16 protein-coding genes and 1 pseudogene are annotated in these 21,442 nt (G+C 40.9%); 13 read left to right on the top strand and 4 right to left on the bottom strand.

Features of this window, described 5'->3' with window-relative positions; all coding sequences use genetic code 11:
• The 7 genes and pseudogenes from ACM2FC_RS19995 to ACM2FC_RS19965 all read left to right on the top strand — a co-directional run.
• Positions 1 to 112: pseudogene (locus ACM2FC_RS19995) on the top strand (transketolase-like TK C-terminal-containing protein); the annotation flags it as partial.
• 144 nt (positions 113 to 256) lie between these two features.
• Complete coding sequence (gene epd / locus ACM2FC_RS19990) at positions 257 to 1,282, top strand: erythrose-4-phosphate dehydrogenase (RefSeq protein ID WP_498482798.1); 1,026 nt, start codon at positions 257 to 259, stop codon at positions 1,280 to 1,282.
• 140 nt (positions 1,283 to 1,422) lie between these two features.
• Positions 1,423 to 2,583 carry a phosphoglycerate kinase gene (locus ACM2FC_RS19985; protein WP_498482797.1) on the top strand — a complete coding sequence of 387 codons (1,161 nt, stop codon included), beginning with the start codon at positions 1,423 to 1,425 and terminating at the stop codon, positions 2,581 to 2,583.
• 283 nt (positions 2,584 to 2,866) lie between these two features.
• The gene (fbaA, locus tag ACM2FC_RS19980) at positions 2,867 to 3,943 is read left to right on the top strand and encodes a class II fructose-bisphosphate aldolase (RefSeq protein ID WP_498482796.1); all 1,077 of its coding nucleotides are present in this window, start codon (positions 2,867 to 2,869) and stop codon (positions 3,941 to 3,943) included.
• Positions 3,944 to 4,218: 275 nt separating this feature from the next.
• Positions 4,219 to 5,079 carry a mechanosensitive ion channel domain-containing protein gene (locus ACM2FC_RS19975; protein ID WP_498482795.1) on the top strand — a complete coding sequence of 287 codons (861 nt, stop codon included), beginning with the start codon at positions 4,219 to 4,221 and terminating at the stop codon, positions 5,077 to 5,079.
• Positions 5,080 to 5,237: 158 nt separating this feature from the next.
• Entirely contained in the window at positions 5,238 to 5,933 is a 696-nt protein-coding gene (locus ACM2FC_RS19970) for an oxidative stress defense protein (RefSeq protein WP_498482794.1), read from the top strand.
• A 135-nt stretch (positions 5,934 to 6,068) separates the two neighbouring features.
• Complete coding sequence (locus ACM2FC_RS19965; RefSeq protein WP_498482793.1) at positions 6,069 to 6,197, top strand: hypothetical protein; 129 nt, start codon at positions 6,069 to 6,071, stop codon at positions 6,195 to 6,197.
• A gap of 64 nt (positions 6,198 to 6,261) precedes the next feature.
• Here ACM2FC_RS19965 and pykF read toward each other — a convergent pair whose 3' ends face one another.
• A complete protein-coding gene (pykF, locus tag ACM2FC_RS19960; RefSeq protein WP_498482792.1) occupies positions 6,262 to 7,674 on the bottom strand; it encodes a pyruvate kinase PykF in 1,413 nt (470 codons plus the stop codon).
• A 417-nt stretch (positions 7,675 to 8,091) separates the two neighbouring features.
• Between pykF and ACM2FC_RS19955 the strand changes: the two genes are divergently transcribed.
• Together ACM2FC_RS19955 and glmS are read left to right on the top strand one after the other, a co-directional pair.
• Entirely contained in the window at positions 8,092 to 8,853 is a 762-nt protein-coding gene (locus ACM2FC_RS19955) for a DeoR/GlpR family DNA-binding transcription regulator (RefSeq protein ID WP_498482791.1), read from the top strand.
• Between the two features lie 78 nt (positions 8,854 to 8,931).
• Positions 8,932 to 10,764, top strand: coding sequence for a glutamine--fructose-6-phosphate transaminase (isomerizing) (glmS, locus tag ACM2FC_RS19950; RefSeq protein WP_498482790.1), 1,833 nt, complete (start codon positions 8,932 to 8,934; stop codon positions 10,762 to 10,764).
• 206 nt (positions 10,765 to 10,970) lie between these two features.
• On the opposite strand, the gene ACM2FC_RS19945 is transcribed toward glmS, so the two are convergent.
• Positions 10,971 to 11,336, bottom strand: coding sequence for a hypothetical protein (locus ACM2FC_RS19945; protein WP_498482789.1), 366 nt, complete (start codon positions 11,334 to 11,336; stop codon positions 10,971 to 10,973).
• Between the two features lie 385 nt (positions 11,337 to 11,721).
• On the opposite strand from ACM2FC_RS19945, the gene ACM2FC_RS19940 reads away from it, so the two are divergent.
• From ACM2FC_RS19940 to ACM2FC_RS19930, 3 genes are all read left to right on the top strand, one after another.
• Entirely contained in the window at positions 11,722 to 12,729 is a 1,008-nt protein-coding gene (locus ACM2FC_RS19940; protein ID WP_498482788.1) for a LacI family DNA-binding transcriptional regulator, read from the top strand.
• Between the two features lie 609 nt (positions 12,730 to 13,338).
• Entirely contained in the window at positions 13,339 to 14,628 is a 1,290-nt protein-coding gene (locus tag ACM2FC_RS19935; RefSeq protein WP_498482787.1) for a carbohydrate porin, read from the top strand.
• A 298-nt stretch (positions 14,629 to 14,926) separates the two neighbouring features.
• Positions 14,927 to 15,946 carry a LacI family DNA-binding transcriptional regulator gene (locus ACM2FC_RS19930; RefSeq protein ID WP_498482786.1) on the top strand — a complete coding sequence of 340 codons (1,020 nt, stop codon included), beginning with the start codon at positions 14,927 to 14,929 and terminating at the stop codon, positions 15,944 to 15,946.
• 65 nt (positions 15,947 to 16,011) lie between these two features.
• Here ACM2FC_RS19930 and uilS read toward each other — a convergent pair whose 3' ends face one another.
• Positions 16,012 to 16,881 carry a UilS family quorum-quenching N-acyl-homoserine lactonase gene (gene uilS / locus ACM2FC_RS19925; RefSeq protein WP_498482785.1) on the bottom strand — a complete coding sequence of 290 codons (870 nt, stop codon included), beginning with the start codon at positions 16,879 to 16,881 and terminating at the stop codon, positions 16,012 to 16,014.
• 62 nt (positions 16,882 to 16,943) lie between these two features.
• Positions 16,944 to 17,759: a hypothetical protein gene (locus tag ACM2FC_RS19920; protein WP_498482784.1), complete on the bottom strand. Its 816-nt coding sequence runs from the start codon at positions 17,757 to 17,759 to the stop codon at positions 16,944 to 16,946.
• Between the two features lie 661 nt (positions 17,760 to 18,420).
• Between ACM2FC_RS19920 and ACM2FC_RS19915 the strand changes: the two genes are divergently transcribed.
• Positions 18,421 to 21,243: a hypothetical protein gene (locus ACM2FC_RS19915; protein ID WP_498482783.1), complete on the top strand. Its 2,823-nt coding sequence runs from the start codon at positions 18,421 to 18,423 to the stop codon at positions 21,241 to 21,243.
• The last annotated feature ends 199 nt before the right edge of the window (positions 21,244 to 21,442 follow it).

The raw sequence follows: 21,442 nt of genomic DNA, 5'->3' as shown, positions 1-21,442 counted from the left end.
CGTGATTGGCATGACCACTTTCGGTGAATCTGCACCAGCAGGTGAGCTATTCAAGCTATTTGGCTTTACAGTTGAAAACGTGGTTAGTACTGCAAATGAGTTATTGGCTTAAGCTTCGCAAAGTTTACTAGAATAGAACTCAAACACCGAGCCTTGCGCTCGGTGTTTTTTTATCCAGTGGTATTCATTTAAAGAGCTTTCTATTACTATTGGCGGCTATTATAAAAGCTACAAATAAATTCAAGGTCTGACGCTCATGTTAAAAGTTGCTATCAATGGATTTGGCCGCATTGGCCGAAATGTACTCCGCGCTGTCTATGAAAGTGGCAAATATGAGCAGATTAAAGTGGTAGCGGTAAACGAACTTGCTCTACCTGATGCCATGTCTCATTTGTTACAGTACGACACTAGCCATGGTCGATTTCAGAAAAAGATTAGCAACGATCAAGAACATATTTATGTGCATCATCAAAATGGTGAAAAGGACTCGATCCGAATCCTACATTTGGCAGAAATAAACTTATTGCCGTGGCATGACTTAGATATCGATATTGTGCTGGATTGCACTGGTGTATTTGGCAACAAAGCGGATGGTATGGAGCACATTGCAGCAGGTGCAAAGAAGGTGCTTTTCTCACACCCAGGCGCCCATGATCTTGATAACACGATCATTTATGGTGTGAATCAAGATACTTTGACTTCAGAACATAAAGTGGTTTCAAACGGTTCCTGTACGACGAACTGCATCGTGCCGATCATCAAAGTGCTTGATGAAGCGTTTGGAATTGATTCTGGAACAATTACAACTATCCATTCATCGATGAACGATCAACAGGTGATTGACGCATATCATACCGATCTTCGTCGAACTCGCTCTGCTAGCCAGTCGATAATCCCCGTTGATACAAAACTTCACAAGGGTATTGAGCGGATATTTCCGAAATTTTCTAACAAGTTTGAAGCGATCTCTGTGCGAGTTCCCACAGTAAATGTAACCGCGATGGATTTGAGTGTCACTTTGAATACAAATGTGAAAGTTAATGACGTAAATCAAACCATCATAGAGGCTTCTCAGTGTACATTACACAACATTGTTGATTATACTGAGGCGCCACTTGTTTCCATTGATTTTAACCATGATCCTCACAGTGCAATCGTGGATGGGACGCAAACCCGAGTCAGTAATGGACAATTGGTGAAAATGCTAGTTTGGTGTGATAACGAGTGGGGATTTGCCAACCGAATGTTGGATACGGCACTTACCATGCACTTCGCCAAATAGTATTGGAGATAATATTTATTTTTAGCCTTGAAATAAAAGCCAGTTATCTCCATTTAAGATAGTAGTGACGAGAAATATGACGGCTTAGTACGATACTGAGCACCTAAAAATTTTAATTAATTGAGTTGAGAGGACAAATCATGTCTGTGATCAAGATGACTGACCTGGAACTAGCAGGTAAACGCGTATTTATCCGTGCCGACCTAAACGTACCAGTAAAAGATGGCAAAGTAACTTCAGATGCACGTATCTTAGCATCTCTACCTACAATTAAGCGTTGCCTAGAAGCTGGCGCTAAAGTAATGGTTACTTCTCACTTAGGTCGTCCAACTGAAGGTGAGTACGCTGAAGAGTTCTCTCTACAACCAGTAGTTAACTACTTAAACGACGCACTTGACTGCGACGTGAAACTAGCGAAAGATTACCTAAATGGTCTAGAGCTAAACGCTGGTGAGCTTGTTGTTCTAGAAAACGTTCGCTTCAACAAAGGCGAAAAGAAAAACGAAGAAGAGTTGTCTAAGAAATACGCAGCACTTTGTGACGTATTCGTAATGGATGCATTCGGTACAGCTCACCGTGCTCAAGCTTCTACTCACGGTGTTGGTATGCACGCGCCAATCGCATGTGCTGGTCCTCTACTAGCAAACGAGTTAGACGCACTAGGTAAAGCGATGGACAAGCCTGCTCGTCCAATGGTTGCTATCGTTGGTGGCTCTAAAGTTTCAACTAAGCTAACTGTTCTTGAGTCTCTATCTAAAGTTGCTGACCAACTTGTTGTTGGTGGTGGTATCGCGAACACATTCATCGCAGCTGCTGGCCACAATGTGGGTAAATCTCTATACGAAGCAGACTTAGTAGACACTGCTAAGAAGCTAATGGAAGAGTGTGCAATTCCAGTTGCAACTGACGTTGCTTGTGCAAAAGCATTCGATGAGAACGCAGAAGCTGAAATCAAGAACGTTGCTGACGTTCAAGATGACGACATGATCTTCGACCTAGGTCCAGATTCAACTGCAGAACTAGCAGAAATCCTAAAAGGCGCGAAAACAATTCTTTGGAATGGTCCTGTTGGCGTATTCGAATTCAAAAACTTCGAAGCGGGTACAGAAGGCATTTCACGCGCTATCGCTGACTCTGAAGGTTTCTCTGTTGCAGGTGGTGGTGACACTCTAGCGGCTATCGACAAGTTCGGTATCAAAGCTGATGTTTCTTACATCTCTACTGGTGGCGGCGCTTTCCTAGAGTTCGTTGAAGGTAAAGTACTACCAGCTGTTGCAATGCTTGAAGAGCGAGCAAAGTAATTAATTATTAGAGCGTGTTGACCTTTTACTCTTTGTTGCAGGCTAATTGCTTAGAATGACTATGCTGCTTATCCTGCGCCGCGATTAAAAGACTTGGAATTCGAACAAAATTCAACCTCAAAAGGTCAACACGCTCTAGTGAAAGCGGGAGAGTGATTTCCCGCTTTTATGTTTGCTGCAACGTCGTATGAATTTTGTTAGAATAGCGCGCGTTGTGAGCAACGGTTTACAGATTTAAAATTAACCGTTTTATTAAAAAACGACTGAAAATAGGACTTAATCCATGTCTAAGATCTTCGATTTCGTAAAACCAGGTGTAATCTCTGGTGACGACGTACAGAAAGTGTTTGCAGTAGCGAAAGAAAATGGTTTCGCTCTTCCAGCAGTAAACTGCGTAGGTACTGACTCTGTAAACGCAGTACTAGAAGCCGCTGCTAAAGTTAAATCACCAGTTATCGTTCAGTTCTCTAACGGTGGTGCAGCATTCTTCGCAGGTAAAGGTCTAAAACTTGAAGGTCAAGGTTCTCAAGTTCTTGGTGCTGTTGCTGGTGCTAAATACGTTCACGCAGTTGCTGAGTCTTACGGTGTACCAGTAATTCTTCACACTGACCACGCTGCTAAGAAACTACTTCCTTGGATCGACGGTCTACTAGACGCAGGTGAAGAGTTCTTCGCTAAAACTGGTAAGCCACTATTCTCTTCTCACATGATAGACCTTTCTGAAGAGTCTCTAGAAGAGAACATCGAAATCTGTGCTAAGTACCTAGAGCGCATGGCTAAAATGAACATGACTCTAGAAATCGAACTAGGTTGTACTGGTGGTGAAGAAGACGGCGTAGATAACTCTGATATGGACGCATCTGAGCTTTACACTTCTCCAGAAGACGTTGCATACGCATACGAGAAACTAAGCGCTGTTAGCCCACGTTTCACTATCGCAGCTTCTTTCGGCAACGTACACGGTGTTTACAAGCCAGGTAACGTTGTCCTAACTCCAACTATTCTGCGTGATTCTCAAGCGTACGTTTCTGAGAAGTTCGGCCTAGAAGCTAACTCTCTAGACTTCGTATTCCACGGCGGTTCTGGTTCTTCCGAAGCAGAAATCCAAGAGTCTATTTCTTACGGTGTTATCAAAATGAACATCGATACTGATACTCAGTGGGCAACTTGGGACGGTATCCGTAGCTACGAAGCTGAAAATCACGATTACCTACAAGGTCAAATCGGTAACCCAACTGGTGAAGATGCGCCAAACAAGAAGTACTACGATCCTCGCGTATGGCTACGTGCTGGTCAAGCTTCAATGGTTACTCGTCTTGAGCAAGCGTTCAAAGACCTTAACGCAATCGACGTTCTTTAATTAAACGTTAATAACTAGATTGTTAAGCCCGCTCAATTGAGCGGGCTTTTTTATATCTTGAAGACAACTATTTAGCTTATGAGAGCAACTTTCACTCGCAATTCGTGGTTTGATTCACAATCCCAACCATCACTCTCTCTTCTAAGTTCCTGTTCATTCTATTATTTCTCATATTGTTTCTTTATCTAGCCCCTAAATCTAATAAGCTCACTCATGGCCAGTAGGTAAGCTGTCTTATGTACGCATGTGAGCCTTACAATATGGAGAGCAAAATCATGTCTACAGAATCGGTTGGCAAAGCCGCAACGCTAGCGGATGGTTTAACGCATGCTGAAAACTGGCTTTTGGATCACTCAGATCTGCTGGTGCAGTATGGCGTGAATATTATTTCCGCAATCCTGATCCTAATCATTGGTAACTTGGTGGTGAAAGCCATTGCGAAAAGTGTTTCCAAAGTTCTCAACAATAAAAATATGGATAAGGCCGTCGTTGAGTTCATTTGTGCGATAGTCAGGTATCTGTTGTTTGTTATTGTATTGATTGCCGCTCTAAGTAGGATTGGCGTTCAGACTGCTTCAGTGGTTGCAGTTATAGGTGCTGCTGGATTAGCGATTGGTTTAGCCTTGCAAGGATCACTCTCTAATTTTGCAGCAGGGGTATTAATCGTAGCCTTTAGGCCATTTAAGTCTGGTGATTATGTTGAAGTCGGTGGTGTAGCGGGTTCCGTAGAAGCGATTCATATTTTCCAAACAATCTTAACGACCCCAGACAACAAAATGGTAGTTGTGCCGAATTCATCTGTGATTGGCGGCCCGATAACCAACTATTCGAAACATGATACTAGGCGGGTTGATCTTACCGTAGGTGTCTCATACAGCTCAGATCTTCAGTTAACTAAGAAAGTGATCAGAGAAACGCTGGAAAAAGATTTGCGGATTTTGAAAGATCCAGACATGACCATTGGCGTACTAGCTTTGGCAGATTCTTCTGTTAATTTTGTCGTGCGCCCATGGTGTAAAACTTCTGACTACTGGGCCGTGTATTACGATTCAATTCAAGCGATTAAAGAAGCCTTGGACGAAAATGGGATCGAAATACCATTTCCTCAAATGGATATTCATATGAGCAAATCTTAACTTAACAGTGGCATTCATCTGAAAGGGTAGTTGTACTGTAAAAGTTTTGTTATCCACGGAAATTATTTCCTATTTTTGTATCTAACTTATACCGAACTCGTCTTTTCACTTTTCAATCTGGAAAGACGAGCAACAAGCATGTATTAAGGTGAAAAAGGATGAAGAAGCTAGTCAGCGTGTTAATTTTTTTATCGGGTTTTATCAGTGCCAACGTTATGGCAGATTCACTCGATTTTCCTCATTTGGTGACCACAGGGTATGGAGAAGTTACAGCTAAGCCAGATATGGCAGAGTTTTCCGTCAAAGTATTGGAAACTGCACTCACTGCAGAGCAGGCAAAACAGGCCGCCGACAAAGTGGTAGAGAAGTATGTTAGTGGCTTAAAGAAAGCGGGTGTGAAAGCGGAAAATATCCATAGCTCAAACCTATATCTTGCACCGCAATATCACTACCCTAAAGACGGTAAACCTGAGCTTACCGGTTATCGGGCAAATAGAACGGTGAATGTTGTCGTCGATGATCTACCTAAGCTAAATAACTATCTGGACTTAGCGTTGAAAGATGGAATAAATCAAGTAAACAACATTCAACTAAAAGTAAAAGACGAAGCCAAGTTCAAGCGACAAGCACGCATGGCAGCGATTCGAGATGCCAACAACAAAGCTAAATCGCTAGCAAAAGGGTTTAAAATGCAGCTTGGAAATGTTTGGCAAATCAGCTACAACGCACCGAATACTCAGCCTGTCGTCATGCGTCCAATGGTATTGGATGCGCGTAAAGAATCAAATAGCTACCAAGATTCGAGCTTGGTCATTCGTGATAGGGTAGATGTCATCTATAAACTAAAAAATTAACACTGCTAGCAGTTTTTGGTAACCTATAGCCCAAAGCTCCTGATCACTTAGTGAGCAGGTTTTAGAGTAGATATAGGTTATCAAACGAGTCAAAAGAAAGCGGATTTCATTTAACTTGATGTTGTGAGGTATAAAATGATTAACCGTTTTCTTGTGCGAGGCTCAGTGGCAGCCTTGGCTGTGTTGAGTATTAAAGTGAGTGCAATTTACTTTTTGCTAATGGTGATATTACTCGTTACACATGGCAAAGATTTTATCGGATAAGTGTCCAGATACAAAAAAGGAGAGCAATTTGCTCTCCTTTTTACTTTGTACAGTAAGAATAATCTTATAGAACGTGTACAGATGCAGTGTTAGTTGTACCTGATGGAACTAGTGCGCCAGATACCATAACCACGATGTCACCTTTCTTGCCTAAGCCTGATTCTAGAGCAAGCTCTTTACCGCTTACGTAGAATGCGTCAGTGTTATCGATAGAATCTACAACAACTGGGCGAACACCTTTAGTCAATACTAGTTGAGCTGCAGTTTTCTTGTTTGTAGTAAGAGCAAGAATGTTTGCAGTCGGGAAGTATTTACGTACTGAACGAGCAGATTTACCACCTTCAGTTGCAACAACGATAAGTGGAGCTGCTAGTTTCTCAGCCGTATCAACCGCACCTTTACATACCGCTTCAGTGATACGTAGGCGTGGGCTGTCTAGACGTGAACCTAGTTCCGCTTTTAGCGCAGAGTCAGTGCGGTTCGCGATTTGAGCCATGATAGTTACTGCTTCAACTGGGTATTTACCTTTAGCAGTTTCGCCAGAAAGCATCACAGCGTCAGTGCCGTCCATGATTGCGTTTGCAACATCACCCGCTTCTGCACGAGTTGGACGTGGATTCTTGATCATAGAATCTAGCATTTGAGTGGCAGTAATAACTACTTTGCGCGCACGGTTACACTTCTCGATCATCATTTTCTGAGCGAAAATAACTTCTTCGGCTGGGATTTCAACACCTAGGTCGCCACGAGCAACCATGATGCCATCAGAAAGCTCTAGGATTTCGTCAAAGTTATCTACACCTTCTTGGTTCTCAATTTTTGAGATGATGTGGATGTCACTGCCGCCGTTAGCGTTTAGAAGCTCACGGATTTCACGAACGTCGTCTGCTTTACGGATGAAAGAAGCCGCAACGAAGTCAACGCCTTGCTCACAGCCAAATTTAAGATCTGCTTTATCTTTTTCAGAAAGTGCAGGTAGGTTTACTGAAACGCCAGGAAGGTTAACACCTTTGTTTTCGCCTAGTGCACCGTTGTTAAGAACTTTACACTTAACTTCAGTTGCAGAAGTCTCTAGTACTTCCATTTCAATAAGACCATCATCAACAAGGATAGTGTTACCAGCAGTTAGGTCGCCAGCAAAACCAGCGTAAGTCACTGCTACACGATCTTTAGTGCCGATAATGCTAGCGTCAGTTGTGAAAGTAAATTCTTGACCAGCAACTAGATCAACGTCTTCACCGCCTTCTAGTTTGATAGTACGGATTTCTGGTCCTTTAGTGTCCAAAAGGATAGCAAGCTCTTTGCCTGTTTCTTCCATAACTTTGCGGAAGTTCGCGATACGAGTACCGTGCTCATCAAAATCTCCGTGAGAGAAGTTAAGACGCATCACGTTCATTCCAGCTTTTACTAGTTCTGATAGTTTTTCTACAGATTCAGTTTTAGGTCCAATCGTACATACGATTTTGGTTTTTTTCATGGAAGATAATCTCCGGTAAATATAGTTACAATTCAAAATTTGGTTGCTGAGATAAAGTTAAAACTTTTGTTGCAGGTTTTTCTCTTCCACAATCGCTCAATTTTAACTCACTCAAAGCTGTAACTCTTTCACAAAATTTAGTCATTTAATAACCAAATGCATTGGCTCAAATGACTAAATTCTGTGAACAAACCCACTTATGTAGGGGTTGAAAAGAAAACTATACGATAAATTCTGTAATTTTTTTTCTTTTCGGGAACGGATTCTACCACCTAATTCACTCAATATCACGGTCTAAGATTTGTTTTAGGACAAGGTTTTGTACCGAATTTTTTATTTTTTGCTTCAAAATAAATTGAACTTAAGTTTCAGTTCGATTAAATTATCTTTCGTTTCGAAATGTCAAAATGAAAGAAAATGTCAAAGCGTAATACGCAATATAGAAGACACGCTATATCAAACCTTGTGAGTGAGCAGGGGGAAGTTAGTGTCGAAAAGCTCGCCTCGTTGTTTGAAACTTCCGAAGTCACTATTAGAAAAGATCTAGCCTCACTAGAGGAAAATGGTCTTTTGCTGCGTCGGTATGGCGGTGCAGTCGCCTTACCTAAAGATGTCGTCAGTGAAGAGCTAGGCCAGAAAGTTTCGTCACGAAAGTTAGCACTCGGTAAAACGGCAGTAAATTTGATCCGAGATCACAATCGCATTGTCATTGATAGTGGCAGTACGACCGGAGCGTTGATCCAGCAACTGAATCATAAACAAGGTTTGGTTGTGATGACTAACTCCTTGAACGTTGCGAACGCCTTAAACGATCTTGAAAACGAGCCAACGATCCTAATGACAGGAGGCACTTGGGACAAGCGTTCAGAAGCTTTTCAAGGCCTTGTCGCAGAGACAGTGCTTCGCTCATACGACTTTGACCAATTGTTTATTGGTGCAGACGGCATCGACCTTGCAAGAGGGACTACGACTTTCAATGAAATGTTAGGGCTGAGCAAAGTGATGGCGGAAGTTTCGAGAGAAGTGATCGTTATGATCGAATCGAAAAAGGTGGGACGTAAAATTCCTAACATGGAGCTTAGCTGGGACAGTATAGATGTTGTGATAACGGATTCTGATCTAGCCCACCAAGATAGAGAATTAATAGAATCGCATGATGTGAAAGTCATTTGCGTTTAGTGAAAAACAAAAAACTCTCGATTCTCAAATTAACATTCAAATCGAGAACGAAAATAGAATTTGAACGGAGTGTAGATTATGTGTGGGATTGTTGGAGCTGTTGCTCAGCGAGATATAGCAGAGATTTTAGTTGAAGGGTTACGCCGCCTTGAATATCGTGGTTATGATTCTGCGGGATTGGCAATTGTAGACTCGAATTGCGAGCTAACGCGCATTCGTCGCTTGGGCAAGGTACAAGAGTTGGCAGATGCAACAGAGCAGCAAGAAGTTGTGGGTGGAACGGGTATTGCTCACACGCGTTGGGCGACGCATGGAGAACCTTCAGAAGTAAATGCTCACCCACATATATCTGGTGATATTTCAGTAGTTCACAACGGTATCATTGAAAACCATGAAGAACTTAGACAGCTTTTAAAAGATAGAGGCTATATTTTTGAGTCGCAAACTGACACAGAAGTCATCGCCCATTTAGTTGAGTGGGAAATGCGTGAAGCGAAGTCATTAGTCAAGGCATTTCAAAATACAGTTAAGCAATTAGAAGGAGCATATGGCACGGTAGTGATGGATCGCAAAGATCCAAGTCGCTTAGTCGTCGCTCGTTCAGGTAGTCCTATCGTAATTGGTTATGGTGTCGGTGAAAACTTCTTGGCATCCGATCAATTAGCGTTGCTTAATGTCACACGTCGCTTTAGCTATTTGGAAGAAGGGGATGTCGCTGAGATCACTCGCCGTAAAGTAAATATTTTTGATCTAACTGGAAATCCAGTCGAGCGTGAAATTGTTGAATCTAACGCAGAGCACGATGCCGGAGATAAAGGTAAATATCGCCACTTCATGCAAAAAGAGATCTTTGAGCAGCCGACAGCGTTAATTAACACAGTAGAAGGGCGTTTAACTAAAGATGCAGTGATTACTGAAAGCATTGGCGTCAATGCCGCTGAGATCCTAGAGAAAGTTGAACATGTTCAGATTGTCGCTTGTGGCACTTCATATAATGCAGGTATGGTTGCGCGTTACTGGTTTGAAAGTCTTGCAGGGGTTAGCTGCGATGTAGAGATAGCCTCTGAGTTTCGTTATCGTAAATTTGTCACTCGACCAAACAGCTTGTTGATCACACTGTCTCAATCCGGTGAAACCGCAGATACACTAGCAGCTTTGAGATTAGCAAAAGAAAAAGGTTACATGTCGGCTATGACTATTTGTAATGTGGCGGGCTCTTCTTTAGTTCGTGAATCCGATTTTGCCTTTATGACTCGCGCAGGTGCTGAAATTGGTGTGGCTTCAACGAAAGCATTTACTACGCAACTTTCTGCTCTTCTTATGTTAGTAACTGCGCTTGGTAAACAAAAGCAGTACATCGACTCAGCGAAAGAAGCAGAGATCGTTCAAGCGCTGCATGAGCTGCCTAAGCAAATTAACTCAGCGCTAAGCTATGACAAACAAATAGAAGCACTAGCGGAAGACTTCGCCGACAAGCACCACACTCTATTTTTAGGCCGTGGTGAGTTTTACCCAATTGCGATGGAAGCATCTCTTAAGCTTAAAGAAATTTCTTACATTCATGCAGAAGCCTATGCCGCTGGTGAGCTAAAGCATGGTCCACTTGCTTTGATTGATGCCGACATGCCAGTTGTTGTGGTTGCACCAAATAATGAGCTGCTAGAAAAGCTAAAATCGAACATTGAAGAGGTACGTGCTCGCGGTGGATTACTTTATGTCTTTGCAGATGAGAACGCTGGTTTTGAAGCTGATGAAAGCATGAAGATCATTACTCTTCCGCACGTCAGTGAGATAACTGCTCCAATTTATTACACCATCCCGATGCAGCTGCTGTCTTACTACGTTGCTCTGATTAAAGGCACTGATGTAGACCAACCAAGGAACCTAGCTAAGTCTGTTACGGTGGAATAAAGGTTCGGTACGGCGACGAAAAATGTGTCGGAGAGAGGTAACGTCTCTCATACTGAACAATGAAAAATGGCAGCGTTGGAATCGAAACGTTGCCATTTTTATTTACTTAGTAAGTCGTTTCTCTTTTAAAGGTTTACTCAGCTGGCATGACTATTTTTCCTTTAAAAGAAACTACCTTCTTTGAGGTTTTCGAGCATTAACTTTAGTTAGTTAGTTGGTGCTTCGCTATTGCATCTGTTTGCATCGTAATTTCGAGCGGACTGACCTTGAGTGTATATGCTAACTACCATGCCACTATCGACAAAATGGCGTAAATCTTGGCAGGAAATTTTATAATCAAGTTGATTGATACTAACCGTTGTCCACCTTATGCCGGGGGGCGTTATAATGGTGTATGAGATGACGCCGTTATCAAGAACTTCGAGATTTCTTATCCCTTTCAACTCTTTTTTGGCTGTATTGATTGTTTCTTTTGATGCCGTTGTATGAATATTGTGAGGATCTAGTGTTTGACAGCCAGATAATAGAGCCACACCACTTGCTAATGCCAAAAGATATTTCAATTTTTTCACTATTATTATTCCAAAACGTTAGAGGCATTCCTTTATCTACATTGTTAGTTGCTACCCTGCGTTCGCGAGGGATTATAAATTACATTACTAGGAGTTCAAGCTTCGATCGCATTGGCAACTTTAGTGACATACCTTACCAAATTAAAGTATGACGTTTGTAATTAACCTCAGGTTTATTAAGCAGGAACAAGCCCTAAGAAGCTTGGACACTGCTTATATCTCTCGTTAAGATGAAGTTAGCTAATCGGCTTTTCTCAGCTGGCGGAAAAGCTCCTGATCAGAGTGCAATCATTGATAATACAAATGTCAGTAATTAAGTGATCAGACATTGCTGGAATTGAAATAAATATAAACCTATTACAGGCGTGACTAACATTGGTTATGTATGGCAACAATTAACGATATTTGCAAAAAAGTGGGAGTGTCAAAAGCGACGGTTTCCCGTGCTATTAGTGGGAAAGGGCTGGTTAAAGACTCAACACGTGAAGCAATCTTTAAAGCGATGGAAGAGCTAAACTTTCGTCCTAACTCTTTTGCTCAAGCTCTTGCAACTAATCGCTCAAACAGTATTGGATTAGTATTACCGGACTTTGATGGACACTATTTTGGTAGCTTGTTAAAACAAGCGACGCTTGCGGCAGAAAAAACGGGTAAGCAGCTTATTGTCACCGATGGGCATGACGACGCAGAACAAGAAAAACAAGCGGTGCATTTCTTATCTGATAGGCGTTGTGATGTCATTATTTTGTATTCGCGCAAATTATCTGTCGAAGACATTATCGCCCTAAAGAATTCAGTGGCACCGCCAATCATTGTTGTGGGGCAGAGCTTGCCAGATGATGCTGGTTACTCCATCTCGTTTGATCATAGCCAAGCTGCAGCACTCGCAGTGGAACATCTGATCTCGCAAGGACATCGACAGATTGCTTATTTAGGCCCGCATAAAAAAACGCCGACAACCCAATTGCGCTGTGCTGCTTACCAAGAAACCCTTGCAAAACATGGCTTAGATTTAAATAAAGATTTGCACTTTTATTGTGAGAATTTCAAATTGGAACATGGCTACCACCGAGCGAAAGATATAGTCGCAGCGAACTTGCCAATTACGGCAGTATTTGCGGCTAGTGATGACATCGCTATTGGCGCAATGAAAGCATTTCGAGAGGCTGGTTATAAGATCCCCGATGATATTTCTATAATAGGGATAGATAATGAGGACGTCAGCACATATGTTGTACCTGCCTTAACAACGGTTGACCTTCCTATTCAAGAGATGACACTTCAAGCGCTCGCATCCGCTCAAGACTTGCTGGAAAAGCGGCAGTTAACACAGAAGTCACAGACATTTTCTGGTCGTTTAATACTGAGAGATTCGGTAAAACCGGTAAATTAAATAATACGGGCGCTGATGGAGACACCCTGTAAGCAATTATGCGGATATATTCTCGGTTTTTATATTTAAATCAATCTTTTAAATAACAATTTCTTTTGCGATCATGGCGGTCACAATATGGTCTTGAGCATTAAGCATGATTAGACGTACAGGCTTTCTTCCCCTTCATCCAAACCAATAACAGAAGTTTTAACATCACGAGCTTTGTTATCCATCTTAAATAGCCACACTGAGTTGTTTCACTTTATATCCAATTGATCTGGGCTCTAGTAGGTTTGCTAACTCTTGAAGTTGATTTCTGTGAAAGTTTACATAATGGTGAAATATTTCCTCTTCATGCATATAACTTGAGCGACTATACGACGAGTTTTTGTGATCGGATTAACCTATCATTACAAAAATGTAACCGGTTTCCTTTCTGGCTTTTGTCTAAATTCTTCGTTTAACTGCATGATAGAGAATGATTTAGCATGAGATAAAAACAGAAACACTTGTTAGTACTGTCTATCAGCTCAATCACGATGTGAATTGCCATAGAACTTTCAGCTCTTTCATTTCTTAGTATGTCTGCGACATAAAAAATACATATTAAGAACTAGGGGCGTAAAAATGAAAAGCTCGAAGCTATTACCAGTGGTGCTGTCGTTATCTACAGCAATCCTTTCTATTCCTTCGTATGCAGATAATGAAGATATTGACGACTTGAGTCGCCGTCTTCAGGAGTTAGAAACCAAGTTTGATAAAGAGTACAGCGAGAAGGAATCACAGCAGCCAGAAGTATTGAGTGATAAATCAGATGATACCTATGGTATTCATTTCAGCGGTTATGCTCGCTATGGTGCCGCATACCAAGCAGGAGACTCGAAGCTTGTTTCTACAAATGGCAGTCTGAACGGCAACGCTACCGGGCGGTTAGGAAATGAGGGGAATGGCGGGGAGTTCCAGTTTGGCAAAACATTCAGTAATGCATCTGGTGCAATCTGGAATATCGACGTGATGTTCAACCATTGGGGAAATAATGTCGAAGTGCCAAAAGCTTATGCTGGTGTCACCAATTTATATGAGTCCCAACGTAACTTATATATTTGGGCGGGTCGCAATTTTAACCAAAGAATACAGACCGATATTAACGACTATTACTGGATGACGACCGATGGTCAAGGCGCTGGTTTTAATAACTTAGAATTGCCTGGCAACCTAAAGTTTGATGCCAGTTTTGTTAGTGCAGTTGATAGTGGCCCTGATGACAGTGCAAATGGCGATTATGCGATAACCACGACTCTTCATGGCATCACTTTTTCTGAAAATAGTGGTGTGACTTTTTATGCCAACTGGGGGTTTGATGATAAATCAACAGCTAACTCTGGCAATCGTATTAACGCGTATCAAGTGGCAGCAAAATTCAATTTCGATAACAACAATGTAGTGGTTCGCTATTCAGACAATGCGAAAGACAAAGTGCTGGATAAAACCGAAGGTCAGAAGGCACTGTTATTGAGTTTTGATGGTAGTTACGACGTTAACCAAAGTATGTCAGTTGCTTATCTAACTGCTTATCAAACCTATAAAGACGGCACTTATTCGCAGTACGACCGTAAGGGATATAATGCAATTGTCCGCCCTATGTATTTCTGGGATGATGTCAACTCGACTTGGTTGGAGTTTGGCTATGATAGAGTCGATTTTGACAACGAAGCGATAACCAACCGCTCTTGGAAAGTCACAGTATCGCAGAATATCTCATTTGGAAAAGGCAGCGATAAACGGCCAATGTTGCGCTTTTATACTACGGTTGGAGATGCAAACGATGACCAATCTATCGGTACAAATGGGGCATTCACCAGTGCAACTAAGCAAGACACCCTGACATTTGGAGCAATGTGGGAAGCATGGTGGTAACGGTAATACGCCTAGATTTGTGTTGATAGCTAACTCAGCCTAACTGTTAGGCTGAGTTAGCTAGAACGCATTGACCTTTTAGGTTGAATATTGCTCGAATTCCAAGCCTTTTTAATCACCCTTGCTATTCCACCTTATCCGTTACATTCGTCACTTTTCTCATCAAATTATGAATTATTCATATTAAAAATGTGATCTCCTCCCATACAAATTGTCCGTTATTCCTTATTATCAGCAAAAATGAAACCGGTTACATTTTGTTTCCAAAGTTTCTAATGGATAAATGGAAGGGGGGTTTGTGACGACAATTAAAGATATATCCGAATTAGCTGGAGTTTCTCAAGCCACCGTGTCTAGGGTGATCAATGGAACTCGTCGCGTTGGATATGACAAAAAGCTTAAAGTCGAGAAAGCCATTGAATCCCTTTGTTATCGAAAGAAAGCAATGAGAACACCCACATCAATCATTGGCAGCGGCTGTATTGGTGTTGTTGTGCCGGATTTTTCTGAGCAGATCTATGCGGAAGCCCTGAAGAATATCGAAGATAAACTGCGCCAGTTTAATTATCATGTACTGGCCTCGGCGGGCTCAATCACAGAAGACAGCCAACGCCGCTCAGTAGAATTTCTGTTGAGTCGTCGTGTGGATGCGTTGATCCTTTACACTCCTCATTTATCTGATGACTATTTAATAGATTTACAAGCGCAGAATATACCTGTTGTGATTATTAATCGTTTTATTCCAGAAATAGAAACGAGTTGTATCAACATTGATAATGAGCTTGGCGGCAAGCTTGCTACTCAATATTTGTTGAAAATGGGTCACAAGAAAATCGCTTGTATCAGTGGACCATTAGATTGCTCTGAATCGAGAGAGCGCTTACAAGGCTATCGAACAGCGATAGAAGAAGTTGGATTGAGTTATAAAGAGTCGCTTGTTTCTCAAGCGCGCTTCAGTTCAGAGTCAGGATCTCGTGCTATGGAAAAGTTGCTCAATCGCAACGAAGGCTTTAGTGCGGTATTCGCGTGTTATGATCAACTGGCGTTTGGTGCTTTGAAGTCGCTTGAAGAAAAGGGCCTCGACGTTCCCGAGCAAATATCCCTAATCGGTTTCAATAACCACATGTTTACGCGATACCTTTCTCGGCCGTTGACGACCGTAAAGTTCCCAGTAGAGCAAATGTGCCTCGAAGCGGTGCAACTTACGTTACAAAAAATAAATAAACAAGAGCAGGATGTGAATTTTAACTTGTCTCCAGCCTTGGTTGTGCGAGAGTCAGTTGAGGCGATTACTCAACTATCTAGACATATCTATTAGGTCAACAGGTTCAAGTTAAGTCATTGGTATAAAAGGCAGTATAGAAATACTGCCTTTGCTATTAATTAAAGGTACTTGTTGAACCAATCAAGCTCTTGCCGCGCGACTGATTCAAATTTCTCACCATGGTAAATTTGGTAGTGAGTCGCATCGGGCTCAATGTACAGCTTTTTAGGCTCGTTCGCTGAATCAAACAGTTTTTGCGACTCACTGACAGGGTTCACGCCATCATTGCTTGCAGCAACGATAAGTAATGGTTTGTCTAATTCCGATAGCGCGTTAATAGGTTTATGGTTTATCGTTTCCCAAACGGTTAGAAATGGAATTTTTATGTTAAGTGCAGGGAAATCAACGCTGTATTGATTGAAAAACTCGATAGACTGAGGATCGCTCAACACTTTAGAAATGGGTACCATCATTTCTTTACCCGTTTTCGCTTTTTTGTCACGCATTCGTTCAAGAGTTGCAAAGAATTTGGTCTTTTCCTCACTCGACATGTCACCAGTAATGACCTCTTCACCGTCTGCAAAGGTAAGTTGAGAGACAACACACTTAACTTGTGATGATTGGCTAGCAGCAATAATAACATTTGCACCGCCAAATGAGCTGCCCCATAGACCGATTCGATTTATATCTAAGTTGGATTGTTTGCTTGCCCAATCAATAGCAGAATGAATATCTTGAATCTGTAGCTCTGGCACCAAGCGTCCTTGCTCTCCCTCACTTTCTCCAAAGCCTCGATAATCAAAGGTTAATGCGGCGTAGCCTTGCTTTGCAAAGTATTCTGCGTATTCGGGCAGCAGGAGCTCTTTCACTCCGCAAAATCCATGACAGAGAATGATTAGTGGTAGTGTTTTATCTGTTGTGTCTGTAGGCAAATAAAGGTGGCCGATGATATTGCTGCCATGAGAGGTAAAGCTGACGTTGTGACGCATAGATCGTTCCTTCTGTTGATATCGAGTTGTTGATTTTAGTGAATTAAAAAATTCATTCTTTGCTAAAGGTGATTTGCAGGATCATTGAAGTAGCTATAGATGCTTTTGTTGTAATAAACCTGCAAATATGTCTTTAAATCTAATCGAGACTCTAGGTTTAGCTTGTTTCGAATCATATTCAAAGCATCATCGATAGTTTTTTCTGTTCGATTCGATGTTTCGGCTATATTTCTACTACCCATTCCTAAGTTGAGTGCTTTAAGGTAATTGGTTTTTTTTGCTGTTAACTCAAGTTTCTTTCCAAGTTCACTGAAAGGAGAGAACTGGCTGCCAGAGCTTTCTAGAAAAGTTTCATCATGCTCAAAGGCAATGCTAAAAAGCTTAAATTCAAACTTAGAGTAAAAATATAAGCATAAACTGTGAAGCAATGGATAGATGGAAGGTAGAAGAACTTTTGAATCAGCTTCTATTAAATATGAAAAGACATCTTTCGAATGACCATTATCGTACTCTAATATGAGCGAGTAGATATGATCGTGATTAATGCCAAAAAATGCTTTCACTGAGCTATATAATGAAGGGTTATAGTCAAACCGATTATATATTGGAATGATAGAATGTGGATTAAAAATATTTTCATCAAATAAATTATTTGTTTCATTAAGACCAATAGCTAAGTCAAGGTTGCTTGCCGTTAAATAAACCGTCTTTTCTATTATTCTTGAGAAAGTAAAGTTCAATAGCCGTATGTCATGAACTAAAGAATGAAATGTATCAGTGATGATATTGGCATGATCGGTAAACCCATGCGGATTCTTTCTAAGAGCTTCCCAAGACTTAGGGTTGAACTCTCCTTTTGAAAAATGGAACCTTCTCAAAACTTATAGCCTCATTTTTATTTGATTTATGAATGGGATGCCTTCTGGTATTGGTGGTATTTATTTTTGGCTTATTATTAATTGTATCGGTATTTTTAATGATAGTAATCTTGTTAAATTAACCAGATAGGTAATTTATCGCCAGATTTTTAGCTTGTGTAATGAATCTTCATACAGAAGATCAATTCTCTCAAATCACTATGAGTTGGATGTATCGAAAATTGATAGTTATGTTAATAGTGTGGCTATTTTTATTTACACGTACCCTCTTGTGAAATAATTCCTAACAGGATTTTTATTGATATTTATTTTTTCTGATAAATAACCGTTTATCTTGAATGATTATTTGTGATCTTGGTTTTTACTTTATGGTGGAATATGTTTTTACTGATAAAAATATATGATTATTTTTGATTTAAATTATACCTTTTAATAATTAAATTTTATTTATATGGTTTGTTTTTATTTACTTATTGTATGTATATTTGTTATTTATTTCCCATTTTTATTATTAGATTTATTAAATAGGAATAGTACCTAATTAATCCAGTTATTTTATGAGCTTATTACTATTGACAACTCATTATAGACTTGTCGCGAGACTGCTTTAGCCTAGCAACTGTTATTAGGAATGTAACGGAATGTTAATAGGAATAACTTTATGAAACATTTAAGAATAAATGTAATCGCAGCTGCAATTGGATTGTCAGTATCAGGGATTTCGCATGCGTCACTACTAGACAGTGACAATGTAAAAGAGCCAATCGTAAGAAAAAGCCACTTTGTGTTATTCGGTGCGGATAAACCTAAGCTCAGCTCTAGCTACGTAGCGGGGCTTGGTGAGGGATATACCAAGCACTATGACACTGCAATCGCCAATAAATGTGTGGCACTCAAAGACTCTTCTGGTGAGTCTCTGATTGAAACTGATTATGGTAATGAGGCTCAACTTACGACTAAGTCTTCAATGAGTAACTCTGAAGTAGCAACAAGCCTAGGTTTAAGTACCGATGTATCTTACTCGGGCGTTATAGGGTCTGCTTCTGCCTCCGCTAGCTATGCAAGGGAAACCGCAAAGTCCAATACTAATCTGTCGTTTACCTCGTCTTACAAGATGTTGATCGGAACACAAAAAGTTGCTGGTATCGCTCACTTAAATAGTGATGCGGAGGCTATTCTAAATCGCCAAAACAATGGTACACAAGATTTTTACTCAACCTGCGGAGACAGTTGGATCAATACCCAAACCGTTGGTGGTGATTTGTATTCTAACGTGAAAATAAAGTTTGGCTCCTCAAGTGAAACAACGGATTTCGAAGCTAAAGTCAAAGTGTCGAAAGGTTCTGTCAGTATGAGCAACTCTCTTAAATATCTAGAAGAACATTCGGAGTCCAATGCAAAAGTAGAGATAACACTGCTTCAACGTGGGGGCGACGTCACGCAGCTCGCAAATGCGATAACAAATGATGATTCATTCACAGGTTGTAACAACGGGAATATAGAAGACTGTCAAACCGTAATTCAAAATGTTCAAAACTATTCTGCTGATTTTCAGGGGCAATTTAAAGACGAAAACGGAGATTATATTCCTTCACGTCTTGCTGTCCTGACTAGTTCAACGGCTCCATATTCTAACGCTTCGGTTCCTACAAGCTTATCGGAAGAAATTACCAAGTTAGGAGATATATCAGACGCGACCCTTGAATCTAGACAGTCTATCGCAGACTTTTACGATACTTATACGTCTTATGCGGAGCGTGCAGATGCGATTCTCAACAACCCGAACTTATATGATAAACAACGAGTCAAAGTTGATAAGGTCAATGATGAAGTAGAATCTGGTTTAGACAACATAAACTCCGCTATAAGTTCATGTTGGGCACAGAATGGAGATTGTGCAGAAGCGGAAAAAACATTAGAAAAAAGGTTGAGTGACTATCCCGTAAACTTAGATGATCTAACTTCTTCATACATGGCAACACACGGTAGTAGCGGTCCGCTTTCTTGGGGGGTATTTAAATACGTAGTAAGTCAAGCTCTGGATGACAAACTCGGGAAACGCGCTAAATTTTCTGTAGAAATCCCTGACGGATGGGTGGTTGTCAACGGAGGCGCTGGTGCTAGTACTTCTAGCACTAATCGAGATAACTACAGGATCTTGGATTCGTACCCAGAGAAGGACCTTTCTTCGTGGAACATAGGGATGCAGAACTATTATCCAAGCGAGGGAAATGAAAATAAAGCTATATTTTCTGGCTATGCGTTCGCAATTAAAATCAACCCAGAGAGCGATGAACTATCTCAAGAGCTAAAAGGTAAATCGAGGGAGGAGTTGAGAAATATATTATTCGACGCAACCAATAATAGCGGTGCGTTACATCTGCATACGACCAAAACAACGGATGTCCTATCAGATTTCCATAGTCCAGAGTCACTAGCTGTGGAAGACCATCAGATAGCCCTCTCATCTGGTATTCGCATTACAGATCCTGAGGGCAGCTATGCTAATAAAAATATACAATCAATTGCTCTTTCCATGAATGGGGTAAATGTTGATGACTACAATAGCGATTTAATTGAGACTAAGTTAGTCAACCATGTTTCTAGTGGAAATAGCCTTAAACTGGATAACTTTTTTGGTACCGATCATCATTCTGCGAAGCGCGATGAGGAAAATGATAATAATCCAATGGAAATGACGCATTACCTTCTAACTATCGATGATTACATAGATGGTCTAGGCAAAGTAAAAGTGAATAGCGTCGTCAATCAAAGTAAGTTTAAAGATACTGAAAAGAAAGATTACACACCGCACTCTATAGAAAGCACAATCGGTTCTGGTGGAGCTTGGATTGGATGCTCAGCTTCAATTGCTGCAGATACCAGTCATGAAATGTTGGCTGGGAATATCACTATCAACAATGATCCCAAGCTAGGCGGTGAATGCGTTAGTATTCCAGAGCAAGGTGAGCCAGCAAAAGTACTGTTGCAATCAGGTGAAAGTAAACTGCTATGGATGAACAATGGAAATTTAAAAATCAAGCGCAATGAGAGTAATAAAGATAAGTGGAATTTAGAAGTCGCTGGCAAAGGTTACAAGTCGATATGTTATAACAGTGATGGACGACTAACTTTGGAAAAGAAAAAAAATCCAGGAGGCACTACTGGTGATGGGTACGAGATCATACCAGAATCTAAAGGGGTAGTAAGACTAGTCCTAGAACCCCAAGGCGACCTCGTTGGTTATGACGAAACAGGCAAAAATGTTTGGTCTAGAGGTAAAAGTGGCGACAATAACGTTAAATATCCAATTGATCAGGTCGGTGTAGCACTGTGGGGTAATCAGCCACAGACTACTAGCTCTAATAGTGGATATCATACTTGTGTTGCAGGAGCTAAAAACGCCACTGGTAAGGTATCGATAGGGTCTGGAAACTCTTATAAACTGACTTCTTCAGCTACATCCATGACTATTGCTCAATAAATAAGTCAACTCTAAAATCGGCCTCGATAGTTTGATATTAAGCTATCGGGGCTTTTTTTTAGCAAAAAAGCAATGAATGATAAGCTGTTGTTTCCAGTATCCACCTCACAGCCTTTTGACATGCCTTTCTATTGCACAGATAATCCCAACGTTTAATCTGTGAGCTTTAAATATTTGGTTTATAAAACAATCGAAATTC

Source organism: Vibrio sp. A37 (genome assembly GCF_059777565.1).
Note: the sequence above shows the minus strand (reverse complement) of the source record. Positions and strands in the feature narration are given on the sequence as shown.